18 protein-coding genes are annotated in these 18,106 nt (G+C 40.6%); 8 read left to right on the top strand and 10 right to left on the bottom strand.

What is annotated here, in order from left to right; translation table 11 throughout:
* Nucleotides 1–105: 105 nt before the first annotated feature.
* On the bottom strand, nt 106–816 hold the full coding sequence (locus ACQK2H_RS05950) for a hypothetical protein (protein ID WP_425390539.1): 711 nt from the start codon (nt 814–816) through the stop codon (nt 106–108).
* Nucleotides 817–1,004: 188 nt separating this feature from the next.
* Between ACQK2H_RS05950 and ACQK2H_RS05945 the strand changes: the two genes are divergently transcribed.
* Nucleotides 1,005–2,144, top strand: coding sequence for a lycopene cyclase family protein (locus tag ACQK2H_RS05945; RefSeq protein WP_425390538.1), 1,140 nt, complete (start codon nt 1,005–1,007; stop codon nt 2,142–2,144).
* A gap of 19 nt (nt 2,145–2,163) precedes the next feature.
* On the opposite strand, the gene ACQK2H_RS05940 is transcribed toward ACQK2H_RS05945, so the two are convergent.
* Nucleotides 2,164–3,069 (bottom strand): DUF6268 family outer membrane beta-barrel protein, encoded by a 906-nt coding sequence (locus tag ACQK2H_RS05940; RefSeq protein WP_425390537.1) that lies wholly within the window; start codon nt 3,067–3,069, stop codon nt 2,164–2,166.
* Between the two features lie 100 nt (nt 3,070–3,169).
* On the opposite strand from ACQK2H_RS05940, the gene ACQK2H_RS05935 reads away from it, so the two are divergent.
* Nucleotides 3,170–3,547, top strand: a complete 378-nt coding sequence (locus ACQK2H_RS05935; protein ID WP_425390536.1) for a SnoaL-like domain-containing protein — start codon at nt 3,170–3,172, stop codon at nt 3,545–3,547.
* 79 nt (nt 3,548–3,626) lie between these two features.
* Nucleotides 3,627–4,037 carry a DUF1801 domain-containing protein gene (locus ACQK2H_RS05930; protein ID WP_425390535.1) on the top strand — a complete coding sequence of 137 codons (411 nt, stop codon included), beginning with the start codon at nt 3,627–3,629 and terminating at the stop codon, nt 4,035–4,037.
* Between the two features lie 333 nt (nt 4,038–4,370).
* Here the strand turns inward: ACQK2H_RS05930 and lysS are convergent, their stop codons facing one another.
* Together lysS and ACQK2H_RS05920 are read right to left on the bottom strand one after the other, a co-directional pair.
* Nucleotides 4,371–6,089, bottom strand: a complete 1,719-nt coding sequence (gene lysS / locus ACQK2H_RS05925; protein WP_425390534.1) for a lysine--tRNA ligase — start codon at nt 6,087–6,089, stop codon at nt 4,371–4,373.
* A gap of 36 nt (nt 6,090–6,125) precedes the next feature.
* Nucleotides 6,126–7,304, bottom strand: a complete 1,179-nt coding sequence (locus ACQK2H_RS05920; RefSeq protein ID WP_425390533.1) for a proline dehydrogenase family protein — start codon at nt 7,302–7,304, stop codon at nt 6,126–6,128.
* Between the two features lie 61 nt (nt 7,305–7,365).
* On the opposite strand from ACQK2H_RS05920, the gene aroB reads away from it, so the two are divergent.
* A complete protein-coding gene (gene aroB, locus ACQK2H_RS05915) occupies nt 7,366–8,388 on the top strand; it encodes a 3-dehydroquinate synthase (RefSeq protein WP_425390532.1) in 1,023 nt (340 codons plus the stop codon).
* Here aroB and ACQK2H_RS05910 read toward each other — a convergent pair.
* Complete coding sequence (locus tag ACQK2H_RS05910) at nt 8,381–8,536, bottom strand: hypothetical protein (protein ID WP_420316308.1); 156 nt, start codon at nt 8,534–8,536, stop codon at nt 8,381–8,383. The two genes, aroB and ACQK2H_RS05910, sit on opposite strands and share 8 nt — an antisense overlap.
* Nucleotides 8,537–8,605: 69 nt before the next feature.
* Here ACQK2H_RS05910 and aroA point away from each other — a divergent pair, with 69 nt between their 5' ends.
* A complete protein-coding gene (gene aroA / locus ACQK2H_RS05905; RefSeq protein ID WP_425390531.1) occupies nt 8,606–9,832 on the top strand; it encodes a 3-phosphoshikimate 1-carboxyvinyltransferase in 1,227 nt (408 codons plus the stop codon).
* A 126-nt stretch (nt 9,833–9,958) separates the two neighbouring features.
* Here aroA and ACQK2H_RS05900 read toward each other — a convergent pair whose 3' ends face one another.
* The 5 genes from ACQK2H_RS05900 to ACQK2H_RS05880 form a co-directional block, all read right to left on the bottom strand.
* Entirely contained in the window at nt 9,959–10,504 is a 546-nt protein-coding gene (locus tag ACQK2H_RS05900) for an REP-associated tyrosine transposase (protein WP_425390530.1), read from the bottom strand.
* A gap of 260 nt (nt 10,505–10,764) precedes the next feature.
* Nucleotides 10,765–11,112, bottom strand: a complete 348-nt coding sequence (locus ACQK2H_RS05895; RefSeq protein ID WP_425390529.1) for a hypothetical protein — start codon at nt 11,110–11,112, stop codon at nt 10,765–10,767.
* The gene (locus ACQK2H_RS05890) at nt 11,100–12,362 is read right to left on the bottom strand and encodes a DUF6973 domain-containing protein (RefSeq protein ID WP_425390528.1); all 1,263 of its coding nucleotides are present in this window, start codon (nt 12,360–12,362) and stop codon (nt 11,100–11,102) included. The genes ACQK2H_RS05895 and ACQK2H_RS05890 overlap by 13 nt, the downstream gene beginning before the upstream one ends.
* A 78-nt stretch (nt 12,363–12,440) precedes the next feature.
* Nucleotides 12,441–13,094: a hypothetical protein gene (locus tag ACQK2H_RS05885; protein ID WP_425390527.1), complete on the bottom strand. Its 654-nt coding sequence runs from the start codon at nt 13,092–13,094 to the stop codon at nt 12,441–12,443.
* Nucleotides 13,091–14,707 (bottom strand): amidase, encoded by a 1,617-nt coding sequence (locus ACQK2H_RS05880; protein ID WP_425390526.1) that lies wholly within the window; start codon nt 14,705–14,707, stop codon nt 13,091–13,093. The genes ACQK2H_RS05885 and ACQK2H_RS05880 overlap by 4 nt, the downstream gene beginning before the upstream one ends.
* 214 nt (nt 14,708–14,921) lie before the next feature.
* On the opposite strand from ACQK2H_RS05880, the gene ACQK2H_RS05875 reads away from it, so the two are divergent.
* From ACQK2H_RS05875 to ACQK2H_RS05865, 3 genes are all read left to right on the top strand, one after another.
* A complete protein-coding gene (locus tag ACQK2H_RS05875) occupies nt 14,922–15,770 on the top strand; it encodes a TolB family protein (protein WP_425390525.1) in 849 nt (282 codons plus the stop codon).
* Nucleotides 15,771–15,879: 109 nt separating this feature from the next.
* Nucleotides 15,880–17,421 (top strand): hypothetical protein, encoded by a 1,542-nt coding sequence (locus tag ACQK2H_RS05870; protein WP_425390524.1) that lies wholly within the window; start codon nt 15,880–15,882, stop codon nt 17,419–17,421.
* A gap of 219 nt (nt 17,422–17,640) precedes the next feature.
* Nucleotides 17,641–18,072 (top strand): hypothetical protein, encoded by a 432-nt coding sequence (locus ACQK2H_RS05865; RefSeq protein WP_425390523.1) that lies wholly within the window; start codon nt 17,641–17,643, stop codon nt 18,070–18,072.
* Nucleotides 18,073–18,106 lie beyond the last annotated feature (34 nt).

The following is an 18,106-nucleotide window of genomic DNA, read 5'->3' as shown; positions in this document are numbered from 1 at the left end:
AAAAAATAAAATAATCATATCATCTAAACCGATTAATGAGAAAATTGATTAGAATCTTTTGAATCTGTTTTTTGAATTAGCCGTCTAATCTTAGGTCTGTGACTGCTATTTAATTACACCTGCATTAATGAGCACAGCAATAAACAGTGAAATAGCGAATACATATAAAACATTCCCTACAACAAAAGCCAATAATGCTTTAATGAAAAAAGCAAGACTTCTGGATTGAAGGAATTGACTAAACAAATAGAAGTAATAAAGAGCACTCAGTATGATGGTAATTAAAAATGCTGTGCTCAAATTAAGAATTAAGATCAGCGGAAGAATTAGACAGTAAATAATGTTTATCCCGGATAAGTAGAAGCAATTAGCTACCATATGCTCCGCATAATTGTAGGCTGATTTACGAAAGAAAAGAAATGTCATTAGCCCGTAACATGGAATTGAAATCCACAGAAATAAATTATAATAGTCTGAAAAGAGCTGCTGAAATGATTGACTTGAAAATTCTTTGTCAGAAATACCTTCATTAAACCCTCGTGTAAACTCACTCACCATTGAGTCAACTCCACTTAAATACAGTACCAGCAAGCTCAATGCAGTTGTTAAAATCAATAATCTAAAAGCATTTACAATCTTGAACCTGCCATCAGCAAGGTAAATTCGAATAAGTTCGCCAGGATTTGAAAAGAGTAATTTGAATGTATATATCAATCCCCTTTCTACATTGAAAGCATTAAGGAAATCTGCAATTGTCTGCTTGAATGTGATACGATTGATGGTTCTTTTCTCCTCTACCTCAATTGGATATTTCATGATGTGAATATAATCTACATTATAATTTTCAGCCCCAATCAAAAGTTTAACAGCTTCCTTTTTTATTTATTAATGCATAGAATTAAATCACTAAAACAAAATCTGAAATAAACGATTTAATAGTCGATTAGTAATAGTTTGGTGATTAGGGAGTCTTGCTTTTGCAAGGCTCTTTATCTTTAAACCTCATGGATCAAAAACAATACGATTATGCAATTATTGGTGCGGGAGCGGCAGGCCTCCAGCTCATCTTAAAAATGATCCATGAGCCATTTTTTAAAGAACGAACAATTCTAGTCCTTGACAGGGATGACAAGCGTGCCAATGATCGAACCTGGTGCTTTTGGGAACCCGGTAAAACCAAATGGGACGGACTTGCTACTCACATCTGGTCACAGGGTAAATTCATAAACAATAAAGAAACCGTCGATTTTGATCTGAGGCCCTACCGTTACAAGATGGTACGCTCTGAAAGTTTTTATCGATTCGGGAAAGAGGAAGTGCAAAAAGCAGGGAACATCACCTGGATCAAAGATGAAATCGTTTCCATTGAGAAACAGGATGTGATTGGAGAAAAGCAGACCTATCGGGCAACTCATATTTTTGATAGCCGCATTCCGCAGGAATTCCATGAAAAGCAAGATAATTATCATTCCCTGATCCAGCACTTCAAAGGCTGGTTTATCAAAACAAAATCGCCTGCTTTTGATCCCGGCACTTTCACCATGATGGATTATCGGTTAAAATGGAAAGACAGCACCAGCTTTACATATGTGCTACCCATTTCAGAAACTGAAGCCCTGGTAGAGTTCACGCTTTTCAATGATCAGCTACTAATGACAGACGAGTATGATCAATACCTTCGGCAATACATCTATAAATACCTGGATATTGATTCCTATGAAATCACTGAAGTAGAGCAAGGATTAATTCCAATGTCGGATTATCCCTTTCATACACATCACTCGAAATTTGTGACATTGATAGGGACAGCCGGTGGCTGGGTACGTCCTTCGTCCGGATACTCCTTCAAAAATGCGGATAGATACTCTACAATGATGGTGGAAAATATCATAAAAGGAAAGCGGCCTGAAAAAGGTATAGGAACCTCCCGGTTTAGGATGTACGACTCCATATTCCTCAATGTGCTCTCAGCAAGAAATGACCTGGGAGAAGATATCTTCACAAGATTATATACCAAGCCGGATATACAATCTGTGTTCCGATTTCTGGATGAGGAAAGTAGTTTAGCAGAGGATATTAAAGTGATGTTTTCCTTGAACAAACCTCAATTTTGGAAGGCATTTCTACAAACCTTTGTTCGTTAATTAGCAATTGCAATACGAACTAGATCTTACACCTAATACCAACCCGATAGAGCATCGCATCGTCAATAGCAGGAATAAACACATTTTCTTTTCCATCCCTGAGTTGAACATCAGAAAACACTGTCCTGGTGATATTTACATAAGATTCAATGTGCTCTGAAAAATTATATTCATACCTGAAACCAGCAAGGATCAAAAACATGCGCAAGCGATTTGCAAGTATGTTATCATTGATAACTACACTGTTTTGCAGACTGGTATTAAATCCATCACCTTCAGCATAGATTTTAAAACGATTCTTTTCACTCAGATGATACTGAAGATTTGAATAGGGTGCACCTATGGTATAAGACCATTTTGGCCGAAATTTTCTGTAATAGCTAATAAATGGTATTGGGAATGGTATGCGCGTATTCGTGTTATAAAACAATCCGGTAATGATCCGAAAAGGCTTTCCCACATTCGCCGAGTCTTTTTTATCTTTCACAAAAACAATAAGGCCGGATACAAGCAGGTCTTCACGCTGCAATCCACCTTCCAGATTACTATTAAACGATGGTGTAAGCTGAGCTCCAAAAATCCAGTCTTTATTAAGCTGGATCGTATAAGAAAGGGCCAGGTCTAGCGATTTGAAATTCTCAGCATTTGATTTATCGTAAGAATCTTCTTCCTCCTTGAACTTAAATTGAATGTTGCTGTAATCCAGGCCAACGAAAACATATGAATTCTTTTTGAGCTTAAAGGGAATATTAAATAAAACTCGCTGACGTTGATATTCAAAATTGGCATTATCGCCGGGCAAATAGGTGTATTCAACTTTAGCCAGATCAAGGTACTGCCCGAAAGCGCAATTCAGACAACAAAAAGCGATGATTACAAACAAGAAACGCATAGAATCCGCCAAGATCGGAAAATTTCTTTCCACGTGAATGAAGATTTTTTTTATTTCGACCAATATCAGTGACATAGGGCTGTCACTCCTACTCATTTCTTTGAACCATGTTTAAATAATAAATCTAAAAATCATGACTACACAAGAAGTGGCAAATGAGCTAGTGAAGCTTTGCAGGGAAGGTAAATGGGACGAATGTATTTCAAAATTATATTCAGCTGATATTGTAAGCATTGAACCAGAAGGTGGTGCATGGGGAAAAGTTCAAGGACTTGAGGCAATAGCTAAAAAAGGAAAGGAATGGAATGAAATGGTTGCTGAATTTCACTCAGGTGAGATATCAGATCCGATTGTCGCAGAGAATTTCTTTTCCATCACCATGAAGTCAAAAGTGACCATGAAAGGAATGGATCATCCCATCAACATGGACGAGATATGCGTGTATGAAGTGAATAATGGCAAGGTGGTAAAGGAGCAATTCTTCTATACACCTATGCCTGCGTTTGCATAATCTCACAGCGAAAGAATCATAAGACATGAACCGTCAGGGGTGGCGGTTTTTGTTTTTCTCTAAATACCTTTGGTTAGCGATGAATTCTAATATCCAATCCGTCTTCTCCTCCTACCCTCCTCAGGCCAGGGAAAAAGTGTCTTACCTCCGTAAACTCATCCTGGAAACATCAAAAGAAATAGGTATCACTGACCTGAAAGAAACGCTGAAATGGGGAGAGCCCAGTTACCTCACCAAACACGGCAGCACCATCCGCATCGATTGGAAAGAAAAGAAACCTGATCAGTATGCGATGTACTTTAAATGCACCAGTAAACTTGTTCCTTCTTTTCAGCTTGCTTTCGGTGACTTATTCAACTATGAGACTACAAGAGCCATTATTTTCAAGCTGGATGAGGATGTGCCGAAAAAGGAATTGAAGCAGTGCATTAAAGCTGCCTTGAGGTATCATAAGGTGAAGCAGCTGCCTTTACTTGGGTTGGGAAAGTGAGAGAATTACATCCCCCTCCCAAGCTCAGGCTATACACACTCCCCCTTCAAAGGGGGATTTACTTCGAATCTATATCCAAATTTTCAACAAGAATGAGTCCCCTCCTTGAAGGGGTAGGGGTGGGTTCTGGTAAACCATTTTCACAATCTTTACTTCCCCCTTATTCCCTTGCGAGTGAGGCACGAACGAGACTTGGGAATCTTCAGCCTCGGTTCGTGTCCCCACGAACCGGAATTCTTCTCAAGTTTTGTAGAGACACAAACCATGGCAGAGGGAATTCTAAAATGAATGATAGATGCTGAAACAAGTTCAGCATGACTTTAAACCGAATTTTTAAACCACCTCCACAAACAAGCCCTCATCCGTCTTGTTCACTTTGGCAAACCCTCCCTGAGTAAGCTTCTTGATTGCTTTGTCCCACTTTTTGTTCGAAAGACCAGATTGCTCCTTGAGTGCATTCAATTCTATCTTTCCTTCTTTCTCCAGCATCTCGAAAACAGCTTTTGAGTCACCCTCAAGTTCTGCTGCTCTGGATTTCACCTCCGGCCGCATTTGAGGAAAGAAAAGCACATCCTGAATGGAATTGGAGTTCGTCATGATCATAGTCAATCGATCGATACCAAGCCCTACACCAGCAGTAGGTGGCATTCCAAACTCAAGTGCTCGTAGGAAATCTTCATCTAAGGTCATTGCCTCATCATCGCCACGTTTACCTAGCTCCAGTTGTTCCTCAAATCGCTCCCGCTGATCCACAGGGTCATTTAACTCAGAGTAAGAATTCATAATTTCCTTTCCATTACAGATCGCCTCGAATCGCTCCACAAGCCCCTCTTTGGATCGGTGCTTCTTTGTTAGTGGAGACATCTCCACCGGATAGTCCGTAATAAAAGTCGGCTGGATCAATAATGGCTCACACTTCTCACCAAATATCTCATCGATGATCTTTCCTTTACCCATGGTCTCATCCAAAGGCACTTCCAATTTCTTAGCGGTTTCTCTTAATTCTTTCTCATCCATTTCCGAAATATCAATTCCGGTGAAATGTTCAATCGCTTCAAACATGGTAAAGCGCTTCCATGGACGCTGGAAATTGATCACATTTTCTCCTACCTGCACTTTGGTATCACCGTGCAGGTCCATCGCCACTTTCTCAATCATGGCTTCCATCAGGTCCATCATCCAGTTGTAGTCCTTATAGGCCACATAAAGCTCTACCTGAGTGAATTCCGGATTGTGGAATCGGCTCATTCCCTCATTACGGAAATCTTTGGCAAACTCAAACACCCCATCGTATCCACCTACAATCAATCTTTTCAGATACAGTTCATTCGCAATTCGCAAATAGAGCGTCATATCCAGCGTGTTATGGTGTGTCTTAAATGGACGTGCAGCCGCACCACCGTAAAGTGGCTGAAGTATCGGAGTTTCAACTTCCAGATAGCCTTTATTAGCAAGAAATTCCCGTATGGAATTTACCAGCTTAGTCCGTTGAATGAAGGTGTCTTTCACCTCCGGATTAACAATCAAATCCAGGTATCGCTGACGGTATCGCTGCTCGGGATCCTTGAAAGCATCATACGTCTTTTTATTCCCCTCTTCATCCGTCGTTTCTTTCACTATAGGAAGCGGACGAAGGGATTTAGTCAACAGTTTCAGTTCAGTTACATGAACAGAAATCTCTCCTACCTCTGTTTTAAAGACATAGCCTTGGATTCCAATAATATCACCGATATCCAGCTTCTTTTTGAACACATCATTGTAAAGTGATTTATCCTCATCCGGACAGATATCATCCCTGCGTAAATAGATCTGAATACGGCCGCTTGAATCCTGCAATTCAGCAAAAGATGCAGATCCCATGATCCTCCTGCTCATGATTCTTCCAGCGAGCGAGACATTTGTGTAATCACCGGGACGGCTATCAAAATTTTTCTTGATGTGTTTGGCAGTCATATTCACATCAAATGATTCGGCCGGGTATGGGTTTACCCCCATTGCCATCAGTTCTTCTCTGGATTTTCTTCTTTGGATTTCCTGTTCGCTTAACTGCATTTCTTATTGCTGTATTCGTTTTTCTTAAATTTTAAATTAAGCCGAATTTCTTCTTTTCAGCTCTTTTTTCACAAGGGTATATTCTCGTCCACTTTGTCCGGCTATGGATGTATTTTCCTCTGCCCTTCTAAACAAATATGGAAGTACCTTTTCAACCGGGCCGTAAGGAACGTACTTGGCTACATTGTAACCTAAATCTGCCAATTTGAATGAAATATTATCACTCATTCCCAACAACTGTGCAAAAAAGATACGATTGTCTTTCCTGGCAATTTCCTGCTCCTCCATCAACTCGGCTAACAACTTGCTGGAATCTTCATTGTGCGTCCCTGCACAGAGTCCCATACGATCAATGTGCAGCATGCAAAATTTTAACGCTTCGTCGTAATCCTTGTCCACAGCTTCTTTGTTTGCGTGGATAGGAGATTCGTATCCCAATTCTTCGGCACGCTCTCTTTCTTTTTCCATGTAAGCACCTCTTACCAACTTCGCGCCCAGGTAGTAGCCATTCACCTCCGCTTCGATTTGTGCTCTTGTAAGCCTATCCAACATATCATGGCGATACATTTGATAGGTATTGTAGACGATCGGTCGCTCTTTGTTGTATTTTGCCATCATCCGATAGGCTACCCCATCAATGAAGCTTTGGAACCATGATTCCTCAGCGTCAATCATCACCATCAAACCTTTACCACTTGCTTTGTGCACGATTTCATCTACACGCTGCTCACAGTTGTAGAGTTTTGTTTTTTCAATCTCAGTAAGCTGCTCCTTATTCTGCGCTTTTGTCATTAGATCGGTAGACCCCAATCCGGAAAGCTTCAACACACAAAAAGGAATGTGATCATTGGTAGATGCAAAATCGATGACTCTCAAGGCCTCTTCCTTTGTATCATCATAGCCATCTTCATTTTTCAGCCCCTCGACCGAATAATCAAGAATCGTCTGAACGTTATGATCTCCTAATCGATTAATGGTATCGCTGCAATCTTTGATGGATTCCCCTCCACAAAACTGATTGAAGATTGTTTTCTTAATAATCCCCTTTACAGGTAATTTCAGCTTCAAAGCCAGATTAGTCATCACAGTACCTGTTTTCACCATCCATGGCTTACTCATGGTGGTAAACACAAAATGTGAGTTCTTCAGCTCCGACGTTGATCGATGCGCAAAAGCAGTTGCGGTATCATCAAAATTGATTGACTCTGATTGCATATTTTTGAAAATCGGTGTGCAAAGATAGCTAACAGATTCACACCATTATCTGTTTAATCAAATGTCTAATAATCTTCCATCATATCTTACCATTTCAGCGGATGTCAATAGTGATTTAAGCAATGCAATTGAAACATTGAATCCGGACAAAATCGCCATACTGGTAGATGAGAACTCCAAAAAGCATTGTCTACCTCACTTACATCTTTCGGTAGATACCCAAATCGAAATTTCAAGCGGCGAACAACATAAAACGTTGGATACCTGTAGCCATATTTGGCAGCAGCTTACATCTATTGGTTGCACTCGAAAAAGTTTGTTGATTAACCTCGGAGGCGGGGTAATTGGCGATATGGGTGGGTTTGCAGCAAGTACATACAAGAGAGGAATGCCTTTTATCAATATTCCTACGACGCTGCTCTCACAAGTGGATGCGAGTGTTGGAGGAAAACTTGGTGTTGATTTTCAAGGGTTGAAGAATCATATTGGTGTTTTCCAGGATCCTGTCCGTGTCATAATCAATACCGAATTTCTTAAATCACTTCCGAAAAGAGAACTGAAGTCGGGATTTGCTGAAATCATTAAACACGCGTTGATTCGAAGCGAGGAGCAATGGCAATACCTGAACCGACATTCATTTGAAGCAATGGATTGGAATGAAATCATTCCAAATTCAATAGCGATTAAAAACGAAGTGGTGCAGGCTGACCCAAGAGAAGGAGGAGTTCGTAAGATTTTGAATTATGGACATACTATAGGGCATGCTTTAGAATCTCATTTTCTAAATTCTGACACTCCATTGTTACATGGAGAAGCCATTGCTTGGGGAATGATTTTGGAAAATGATATTGCGGTTGAGGCAGAGATACTTGAAAAAGAAGCGCGTGATGAAATCAATGCATTTATACGCTCTAATTACAAGCTGTCTCAAAATTTACCAAGCTATGAATCACTCAAAACTCATCTTTTACAGGACAAAAAAAATGATGCACAAGGCATCAGATTTTCATTAATAAAAAAAATTGGGGCGTGTGCCCATGATGTACTAACGGAAGAAGCTATACTTAAGAAAATTCTTAAATAAACAGATCTTCCTTGTCGCTGTTTCTGTCATCCTGAGAAGTCTGCTGTTCTTTCTTTTTTACCGTTTTTTTCGGTGTACTTAAAAAGAAAGTAAGAGCTCCTAAGGCGATAGAAGCGAAAATTGTTCCTATGGTTTTAGTCCTTGACATATTATGAATTATTGACAACTTAGCAACGAAAAAAGTTGTAAGAATGTTTGTCAAAAAGCCTGCCAAAAATTGAAGATTCGATTAAAAAGAAATAATTCCGGATTAAAAGGTGCTGCCACTCTTGAATCTTCCAAAAGTGAGAGTAACCGAGCACTCATTATTAATGCATTGGCAGGTGGAAGTATGGATAATATTAATAACCTCTCCAATGCTCGCGACACACAGACCATGCGCTCCTTACTGCAAGAGAAACCTGAAATATACGACGTGAAAGATGCAGGTACTACCATGCGATTTTTAACCGCATTTCTTGCTGTTCACGGGGACGGAGAAACCATCACCGGAACTGACCGCATGAAGAACCGCCCGATTGGTCCTTTGGTAGATGCATTGCGAACCTTAGGTGCGGAAATTGAGTACCTGGAGAAAGATGGCTATCCGCCGCTAAAGATTCGCCGAATCGAAAAACAACTGACTAATAAAATCGTTATTCCCGGAAATATCAGTAGTCAATACATCAGTGCTTTACTGATGATCGCTCCATGCTTGGAGCAAGGGCTTGAAATCACCTTAACATCTGAGATTTATAGCCGACCGTATATCGAAATGACACTTTCGTTGATGAAGGCTTTCGGAGTAGATAATGAGTGGAATGGGAACACGATTAAAGTATCCAGTCAGACTTATCAACCTACTGAATATACCATTGAAGGAGACTGGTCAGGAGCCAGCTATTTGTATTCGTTTCTTTCTCTGGCTCCCGAAGGATCTGAAATTGCTCTGCCCACATTAAGGAAAGATTCTACTCAGGGAGATATTGCCATAGCTTCCATTATGAATGACTTGGGGATTGATACACGGTTTGAATCCGATGGCGTGCACTTGAGGAAGAAACCACTCAATCAAAAGAAACTCTCAATTGACTTCCGAGGTTGTCCTGACCTTGCGCAAACGGTCATGGTTTCTGCAGCGGTATTAGGTGTCGAATTAGAAATGACCGGACTGGAGAGTTTAAAAATTAAAGAGACAGACCGCATTGCAGCCATGCAAAATGAGCTGTCGAAAATCGGAGCTACACTTACTGAAAATGAAAATACATGGCACCTGCTCCCAACCAACCAATTACCAGATTCAGTAATGATTGAAACCTATGAAGATCACCGCATGGCCATGGCTTTTGCTCCGCTCAGCATGAAGATGAACGTAACCATTGAGGACCCTTCCGTTGTTGAAAAGTCTTACCCTGGATATTGGAGTGAGGTGAAACAACTTTCAATTGAAATAGAAGAAGCCTAACTAATAACCTACTTCTAAATCCGTAATCTCCAAATCAATGACCATGCTTGGATGAAAGGTCGAAAACCATACGCTCTAACAACACATGGCTGGTGCGAGCTTATAGCTCGTACCTTTTACTTTTACTCATATAAAATCAATATCTAACAATCCTTTGGAACCAGAATAATCCACCGCACTACTATATTTCCAATGCTCAGGTTCATTTACAACCCCCGAAACAACTGGATTCATGTGTATGTAATCAACTTTCTGATCAATCACCTCTGAACTCCAAAGTTCAATCGGTTTATTGTGTTGCTGCCAAAATTGCCTTGATTTAATATTGCTGTTAGTCTTGCCTGCCTTTTCCATCATCCACAATAACCATTCTTTTCTGCTTTCTTGATTGTTGTTATAAATCTGGTTTTGGAGCTTCTTCGAAGTATATGTTTTGAAATCCCTAAGTAGGTCACCAGGATTTTCATTTTTTGCACGAAATATTAAATGTATGTGGCTCGGCATAATACAGTACGAATAGATTTCCATACCCTTTGCCGTTCTGCAATATGCCAAACTATCCAGAATCGTTTGAAAGTACTCATCCCTAACGAAAACATCCATCCAATACACAGTAGCAAAACTGACAAAATATAATCCTTCCTTATTGTAGAATTTATACTTTCTGCTCACATGACAAAAATAGTATCATGATCAATTGGTTGTGTACATCACGAGCTACAAGCTCGTGCTAGCAAGGGATTTCAACAATCTCAATACCTCTCCCAAAAGGAGAGCAGGCTGCTAAGCAAAACAAACTGAAAATTTGTATCAATCTTAGCATTGAGGTTTTAATTATTCATAATAATGAATTGTTTTTTTTCTTAAAGCTCGAGCTAGCGAGGAGTTTAACTCATTAAGGAATTGAGGAACTTGAATAAAATTTATCACAATTAAAAATTGTGATAAAAACTTAGTTCTATCTTCAAATTCCCTTCATTGGTGTTAGGTGCTCTGTAATCAATAGTATAGCTAGGTTCATAGTAGTCTCCATTTTCAATTAAAGCATCCACAACTCCAGGACCTAATGTTTTATTGTTAACTAAAATGGTATCACTTACTTCACCATGAACTCTTACTTTCAATTTATATACGTACTTTCCTTCTGGAATCGATGCTATTATCTTCTCTGATTGAGTTTTAGAAACGTCATGAATTTCAATTATAGCTTCATCTTTATTCCATTCACTACAGCTGCAAAAAAGTAAAACGGCACTTATATAAATTATTATTCTATACATGTAGAGGAAGATATAAGGTTTGAGCTACTTGTAGTCATATTATTTCGATCAAGGTTTGAAATCACTAGTAACTCTCCATCATATAGTTTTTCAAGCAGATGAGAAACTAAGTGATCTTCAGGAACACCTGGATTAAAAGTAGCAACGTTAATTCCAACATCATTGTTATGTAGATCCATATCTGTTTCAAGCTCGTCACTAGAATCGCACTCGTGTGCTTCTCCAAATTCTCTAGCGACACTTGCTCCAACATCTATTGCATTAATCATATTAAAATAAGCGTGTCTAAATGCGTCGGAACAATCATTACGGCTATTATGCCCAAATAACTCAATTGTTTTCGCATAGGCTTTTGAAACATTTTGATGTATTTTGTATGCTTGACTTGGATATTCTATAATCAATGCTACTTCACATGGATTTTGATCTTCCCCATCATTATCTAAATCAAAGCTCATTTTTTCACACCCACGATTTCCATCGGGACCGTATCCTTCAGGACATGAATTTTCATTACATGGCACTGACACACTAGGATCTAACGGACTGGGACAAAGGGATTCACTTGTATCACCGGTATTTCCACCCCCACCTTCGCCTTCGGGCGAAAGTGTCGTGAGGTTATCATAAATACCCAGATCATTGGTATATGTACAAGTTCGACTATATCCACCATATTCACAAGGATCACCAGCTGTTGGTTCCGTACCCTTCTGAGTGCAGTACCAGTAATGTGTTTTTGTACATTCCAATCCATCCAATCGACTGTTTTCATCTGCTGGTCCTTCTGATTGAAAAACTCCGTTTTCAAAATAAAAGGTATGCTTTGCTTCTCCCTCCCAGTCACTTACCGTAACAATTCCTGTAAATGGATCGCTATTGGTGGTGGGTACCATCTGAACATGCTCCAGCATCACTTTTCCATCTTGTTTATAAGCAAACGCTAGTGAAGTTGTTGCAACAGAGAATCGCCGAGTGTCTTCGCTTCCACTTACATAAATCTCCCTTTTTGGAGATACCGGGAAAAGGATAGCATCTTCATCTGTCTGCCTGAGCAGCTTATAAGCAGCTCTTTCCCATTCTATTCCTATTTGTGTTGCCCGACTCTTGGGATTCTGAGGTAGGCTATTAAAATGAGATTTTACTTCGTCAATTGTAATACTTTTGACCTGTATTTCTTCGTTTTCCTGACACCCAAAAAATATAAATGCAATTATAAAAGGTATCTGGAGGTGATTAGTGAATTTCATTTTTGAAAATAATGGTTAGCGTTAGATGTCGCTAATCTATTTAAGTACAACGCAATAACCAAATCCATTATCTGAAAATCATTCCACCTCCAGCCCTGTAATCTCCAAATCAATGACCATGCTTGGATGAAAGGTCGAAAACCATACGCCTTCTTTTTCTACCCAGCCTCCCCAGCCTACTTTCAATCCACCTAATGGCACATTGGAGGTCCAAAGTTTCCATGCTTTTGGAAATCCATCCTCATCAATAATCCACAGGTAAGAGTCTCCTGGTGTCACACCCCCGGATGTATAGGTCACCAACAGCCCTCGGCCATCTTTCAAGTCGACAGTGGATCGCATAACGCCTTTATCCCGAACTTTGAAGGGCGCTACCAACCAAAAGGTGTCATTCAGAAAATACTCATACGCCTGATACTCTGTCGCATCGTAATCATCCGGTGATTGATTTAAGTCCAGGTATACATCCTTATCATCCCATTGTACACGTACCTTATTATTTTCCTTATCCCATTCATAGGTGTGCCCTGGAGGGTAAGTAAAACGGATCATGGATAAGGTATCATAGCCAGGCTTATTAAGTGCCTGTAACATCTCGTCAGCCAGTGCCTCTGCCTCCTGACCCTGCGTGCCATCGGGTACGGACTCATCAATGTACAGGTAGGCTAAAATCCCAATGATGATGAGGACAACAAGCCCTGCTCCCAGGTATTTTAATATCGCTTTTATCATGCCAGATCTAATGTTGGTAATAGTTTAGGTGCTTTTCTCACTTTTGTCGCCTGCTCAAACGCGTAAGCCATACCGATTAGTTTCGGCTCCTGGTACTTTCCACCGAAAATAGACATCCCAACAGGCAAACCATGCACATACCCCGCTGGCACAGTGATGTTAGGATAACCCGAACGTGCAGCAGGTGAAGAACTTCCAGTACCAAAATGGTCTCCATTGATTACATCAATCGGCCAGGCCGGACCACCTGTCACACCAATAATGGCATCCATGTTATGCTCTTTCATCGCATTATCAATCCCGTTTCGAGAAACTTCAGTCACAACTTTAAGATGCTTTTTGTACTCTTCATCCGTAAGCGGCCCCTTCATCTCAGCTCGTTCCAGAATCCCTTGTGGGAAGTAGGGCATCTCTACATCTGCATTGTCTTTATTGAATTGAATGACATCAGCCAGTGACTTTACCTTGGCATCAGGGCGAGAAGCGAGGTACTTATTGAGTCCATCTTTAAATTCATAAAGCAGCAGCTCCAAGCCTGAGTTTCCAAAGGCATCATTTTCATAGAGTTTGATATCCTGAACCAGTGTTGCTCCCTGTGCTTCCATTGCTGCAAATGCTCGCTCCATGATTTCATCCACCCGCTCGTGATAGCCAAGCGTTCCACTTAGCACACCGATTCGCTTACCCTGAAGTCCATTTTCATCCAAAAATTGCGTATAATCAGCAAAGCTATTTCCTTCACTCTCCTGTGTTCGTTTATCTGATTCATCCACGCCAACACATGCTCCCAACAAACTTGCAGCATCTGCTACTGTCCTTCCCATTGGCCCGGCTGTGTCCTGCGTTTCAGAAATCGGGATGATGCCATCCCTGCTCCACAACCCTACGGTTGGCTTAATGCCTACCACCCCATTTGCCGATGAAGGACAAACGATCGATCCATTTGTCTCTGTTCCAATGGTAATCGCACACATGTTTCCGGATACTGCTGAACCTGATCCTGAGCTCGAACCGCATGGATTCCGATCGAGTGCATACGGATTTCGTGTCTGCCGTCCCCTCCCACTCCATCCGCTGGATGATCGGAACGATCTGAAATTCGCCCACTCACTCAAATTCGTCTTTCCAAGGAGCACAGCACCCGCTTCACGTAATTTCTTCACAATGAATGCATCATCCGGAGCTGTGGAGCCAGCCAGTGCCATCGAGCCGGCAGTAGTCATCATTTTATCACCCGTATCAATGTTGTCTTTGATCATCACCGGAATGCCGTGCAAAGGCCCTCTAACCTTTCCATCTGCTCGTTCTTTATCCAATTGATCAGCAATAGCCAGTGCTTCGGGATTGGTTTCAATCACACTATTGAGGCCATTTTCACTTTGGTCTTTTTCTTTGATTCGCTTCAGGTATAACTCGCAGATTTGTCGTGAGGAGTATTTTCCAGTCTCCATCGCCTCTCGCAATTGATCGACTGTCCATTCTTCCAGTTCAAAAGGTTGCTCTCCAGAATTAGAAGGTTCGTTTGTTGATTCGGTGGGCGCACATGCTTTAATTCCAAGAAAAGGAATAGCTCCGGTAATTGCACTGAGTTGGATGAAGTTTCTTCGTTTCATGTGTATAGTTTTTGTTTCAACGATTACATGGAATTCGCATGATAAAGATTCCTATTTGAGGACGTCCCTTTTGGGTTTTTATTCATCCCTCGGCTAGTATTTGTCAAACATGCTCATTTCATTTTATAATATTTAGGAAGGTTAATTCTGTCTAAACACTAAATTTAACCTTTGAACAATCGGAATCAAACCAGCTAAACAATTAAGAACTATTATGAGAAAATTTCTATTTGCGATCATTGCTCTTTTCAGCTATTCCTTTAGTCAGGCACAACCAAGCACTGAAATCTATGTCATGGATCTTCGCCGATCCCCAGAAGGTTTGCTTATAGAAAAACCACAAAATATTTCAAACAATGAAGGATACGACAATCAACCTTCCTTTTGGGTTGATGGGGAATCCGTTTTGTATGCGAGAACCATCAACGGCCAAACCGACGTAGCGCGGTATTACTTTGACTCCAAAAACACCCTCATTATATCCGATACGAAACAAGGAAGTGAGTATTCTCCTACACCTATGCCCGACAGTCGAATTTCAAGCATCCGTTTAGACACTACTGGTTTGCAATTGCTTTATGCATACAAATTCGATGGATCAAATGAAGTATTGGTCCCGGATCTGAAAATCGGATATCATGCCTGGATTGACGCTGACCGTATTGTTGCCTTTGTTTTAGGAGAGCCGGCCACAATGCAGATTGTGAACACAAAAAGCGGAGAAGCAACTGTGGTTGGAGAAAAAATCGGTCGGTCACTTCATAAAATTCCTGATTCAAAAGACTTCAGCTATTTGGACAAATCTTCTGAAAAATGGGTCATCAAGCGCATGAATCCAGCAAGCAAAGAGTCAGCTGAAATCACTACCACAATTGGTAAGGGTGAAGATTACTGCTGGACGCCAAAGGGTGAAATCCTGATGGCTGATGGTGCTAAATTATTTGTGTGGTCTGAAAACTCAGAGTGGAAGCAGTTTGCTGACTTGAGCAAACTAGGTATCACGTCAATCACAAGACTGAGCGTCTCACCTGATGGTAAAAAGCTGGCTATAGCTGCAGAATAGGTTGTTAACGATTCTCAGTAGTAAATTTTAGACAATGTTTACACCTATTATATAAGTTTTCCAACCTGGTTAGGCGAGGCACGTTACTTTTTTTCAAATCAAATTTATGATGCGAAAAAACCTAACTGCTACTTTGATTGTAACCACTCTACTATCGTGTAGCTCACAACAAGAAAAACTCGAAGCACCAGAATCAGTCTTATTCCAACTGGTCGATAACCGACCGTACATCGATGTAGAAGTCAATGGAGTAAAAGGAAAATTCATTGTTGATACTGGTGGTGTGCATGGAATGAACACTGACTTTGCTGAAAAAGCAGGAATAAAAAAAGGTCGATCATTCATGATCCAGGGTGGTGGAAACGGTGAACAGGAGGCCTGGTACGGAGAAAAAACAAATTTTGAAATTGTTGGAACCTCCATTCAAACACAATCAGATGGTCCGATAATCTTAAACCTAAATGCAATCCGAGATTCGTTATCTCTCCCTTTTGCAGATGGCGTTCTTGGTCTGGATTTATTCAGGAAGTACGATCTATCTATAAACTACCCCAATAGGCAAATGACCTTTTACGAAAAAGGTAATCATCCCACTAACGGTTACGAAGTAGTACCTTTTGAGTTTTATCGTAACCAAATTCCCATGATCAAAATGGAGATCGATGGGGTAGAAGGTGATTTTACAGTCGACACAGGAGATCGGTCAATGCTCACTACTTTCTCAGCATTTTACAATTCGCTAGATACATCCAATATTGAGTTAAGCGAGCTACGACGAACTGGTTACGGAGTTGGAGGACCAGTAATGGCCAGGGAGTATGTTTTACCCTCTGTCAAGATCAGTGAAGAATTACAATTTCGTTCCGTTAAGACACGTGTACCTGATCATTCGGCTGGCGCCTGGGCAAGAAGTACGCATGCCGGTAACCTGGGCAGTGGCATCTTAAAAGATTATGAGGTGATCTTCGACTATGACAAGCAGGAAATGCTACTTAAAAAGCCTCCCTCTCTCAATATTAAAGAGTTCATTTACAGAGCTGTAAATTTTGACTCTACTACGCAATGGTACCTAGATCGCCTGCCTTTTGAAGTAGTTGCACAGACAGACTCTTCAATGACACTTCAATATCAGAATGCTCGGATAAAATTTATCAGGGAATCAATGCTGCCGACATTGACTGAATACAAAACAGCGCGAGACAACAAAAACCCAAATGGAGTTTTCAAATTTGGTTTTGACGTCCCTAATACGCAGGATGTAATAGAAAAACACTTCCCTGGACCTGATGATTTAATGTTTGGAAGGCCAATCGTTTTCTGGGGTCAACCCATGTTTCTCGTCCGGGATCCGGAGGGCAATGTGATCCAGTTTTTTGAGGGCGGTTCTTTTTGGAAAAATAGCTTTTATGCGCTCCTTACTGATTCTGATAGCCAATATGCTCAGTTTACAGAGTTCGTAATGGAAAATGGATTGGTATTACACTCTGACTTTAGCAACGACAGTACCGGAGTGAATCAGAAAAATTTTGTTCATGGAGACGTTAAAATAGAACTACTGAAAGTAGCACGAATGGCAGAGACTCCTTACAATGAAAAAGGGGCTTCTGGAGTACAGTTGCGTGATGCACACCACAGTTTAAAAAAAGAATGAAACTGACTAAGTCGTGAAAAAATATTTCAAACCACATCGCTACTATTTTTTGTTTACGCAAGCCATGCCCAGGTAAACCTAAAAAACCTCGACGGTATCATTTCTCCTGAAGAGGATCAAAAATTAAATGAACTCGGGAGGAATGGTGACAATCAATTACTGATTGATCCTTCTTCAGATAGTTACCTTAAAATAACAGTCAAATCAAAAGAGCTCTATGTGGCAAGTCTTTGCATCTGCGATGAGCAAAATGAAGTAACCGTTTTGCATGCGTCAGCAGCATTGGGTCAAATTCTTTACAAAAAAGAGGGAGATCGGTGGGTCACAAACCAAAAGTTTGATTGGAAAATGCGAGAAGTAGACATGAAAGATGCTACCATCACTAAACGCAACCAATATCTGAAAATTAATGGATGGGGAGCCAATACCATGAGCATGGGCAATGTGGGTGAGACTGAATTCATCATCGATCGAAAGGCATTTTCAGGTGAATTAAAATTGGCCATCGGATTAATGACAGCTGAAGATCCGAATAATATTGTTGGCATACCTTCAGGTGGAGCTGGAGATTGTGCAGATCAAAGACTGGTGAGCGGAGATCCTAAATCCAGCTATTCTTTTAATTCAACCAATTGGCTTAGTTATAAATAAAGCAACCTCTTTTTTTACAAGAGGTTGCTGAATT

Source organism: Ekhidna sp. (assembly GCF_965228795.1).
In the GTDB taxonomy this organism is placed as follows: domain Bacteria; phylum Bacteroidota; class Bacteroidia; order Cytophagales; family Cyclobacteriaceae; genus Ekhidna.
The sequence above is the reverse complement of the archived record's forward strand: the minus strand, read 5'-3'. Positions and strand labels throughout refer to the sequence as shown.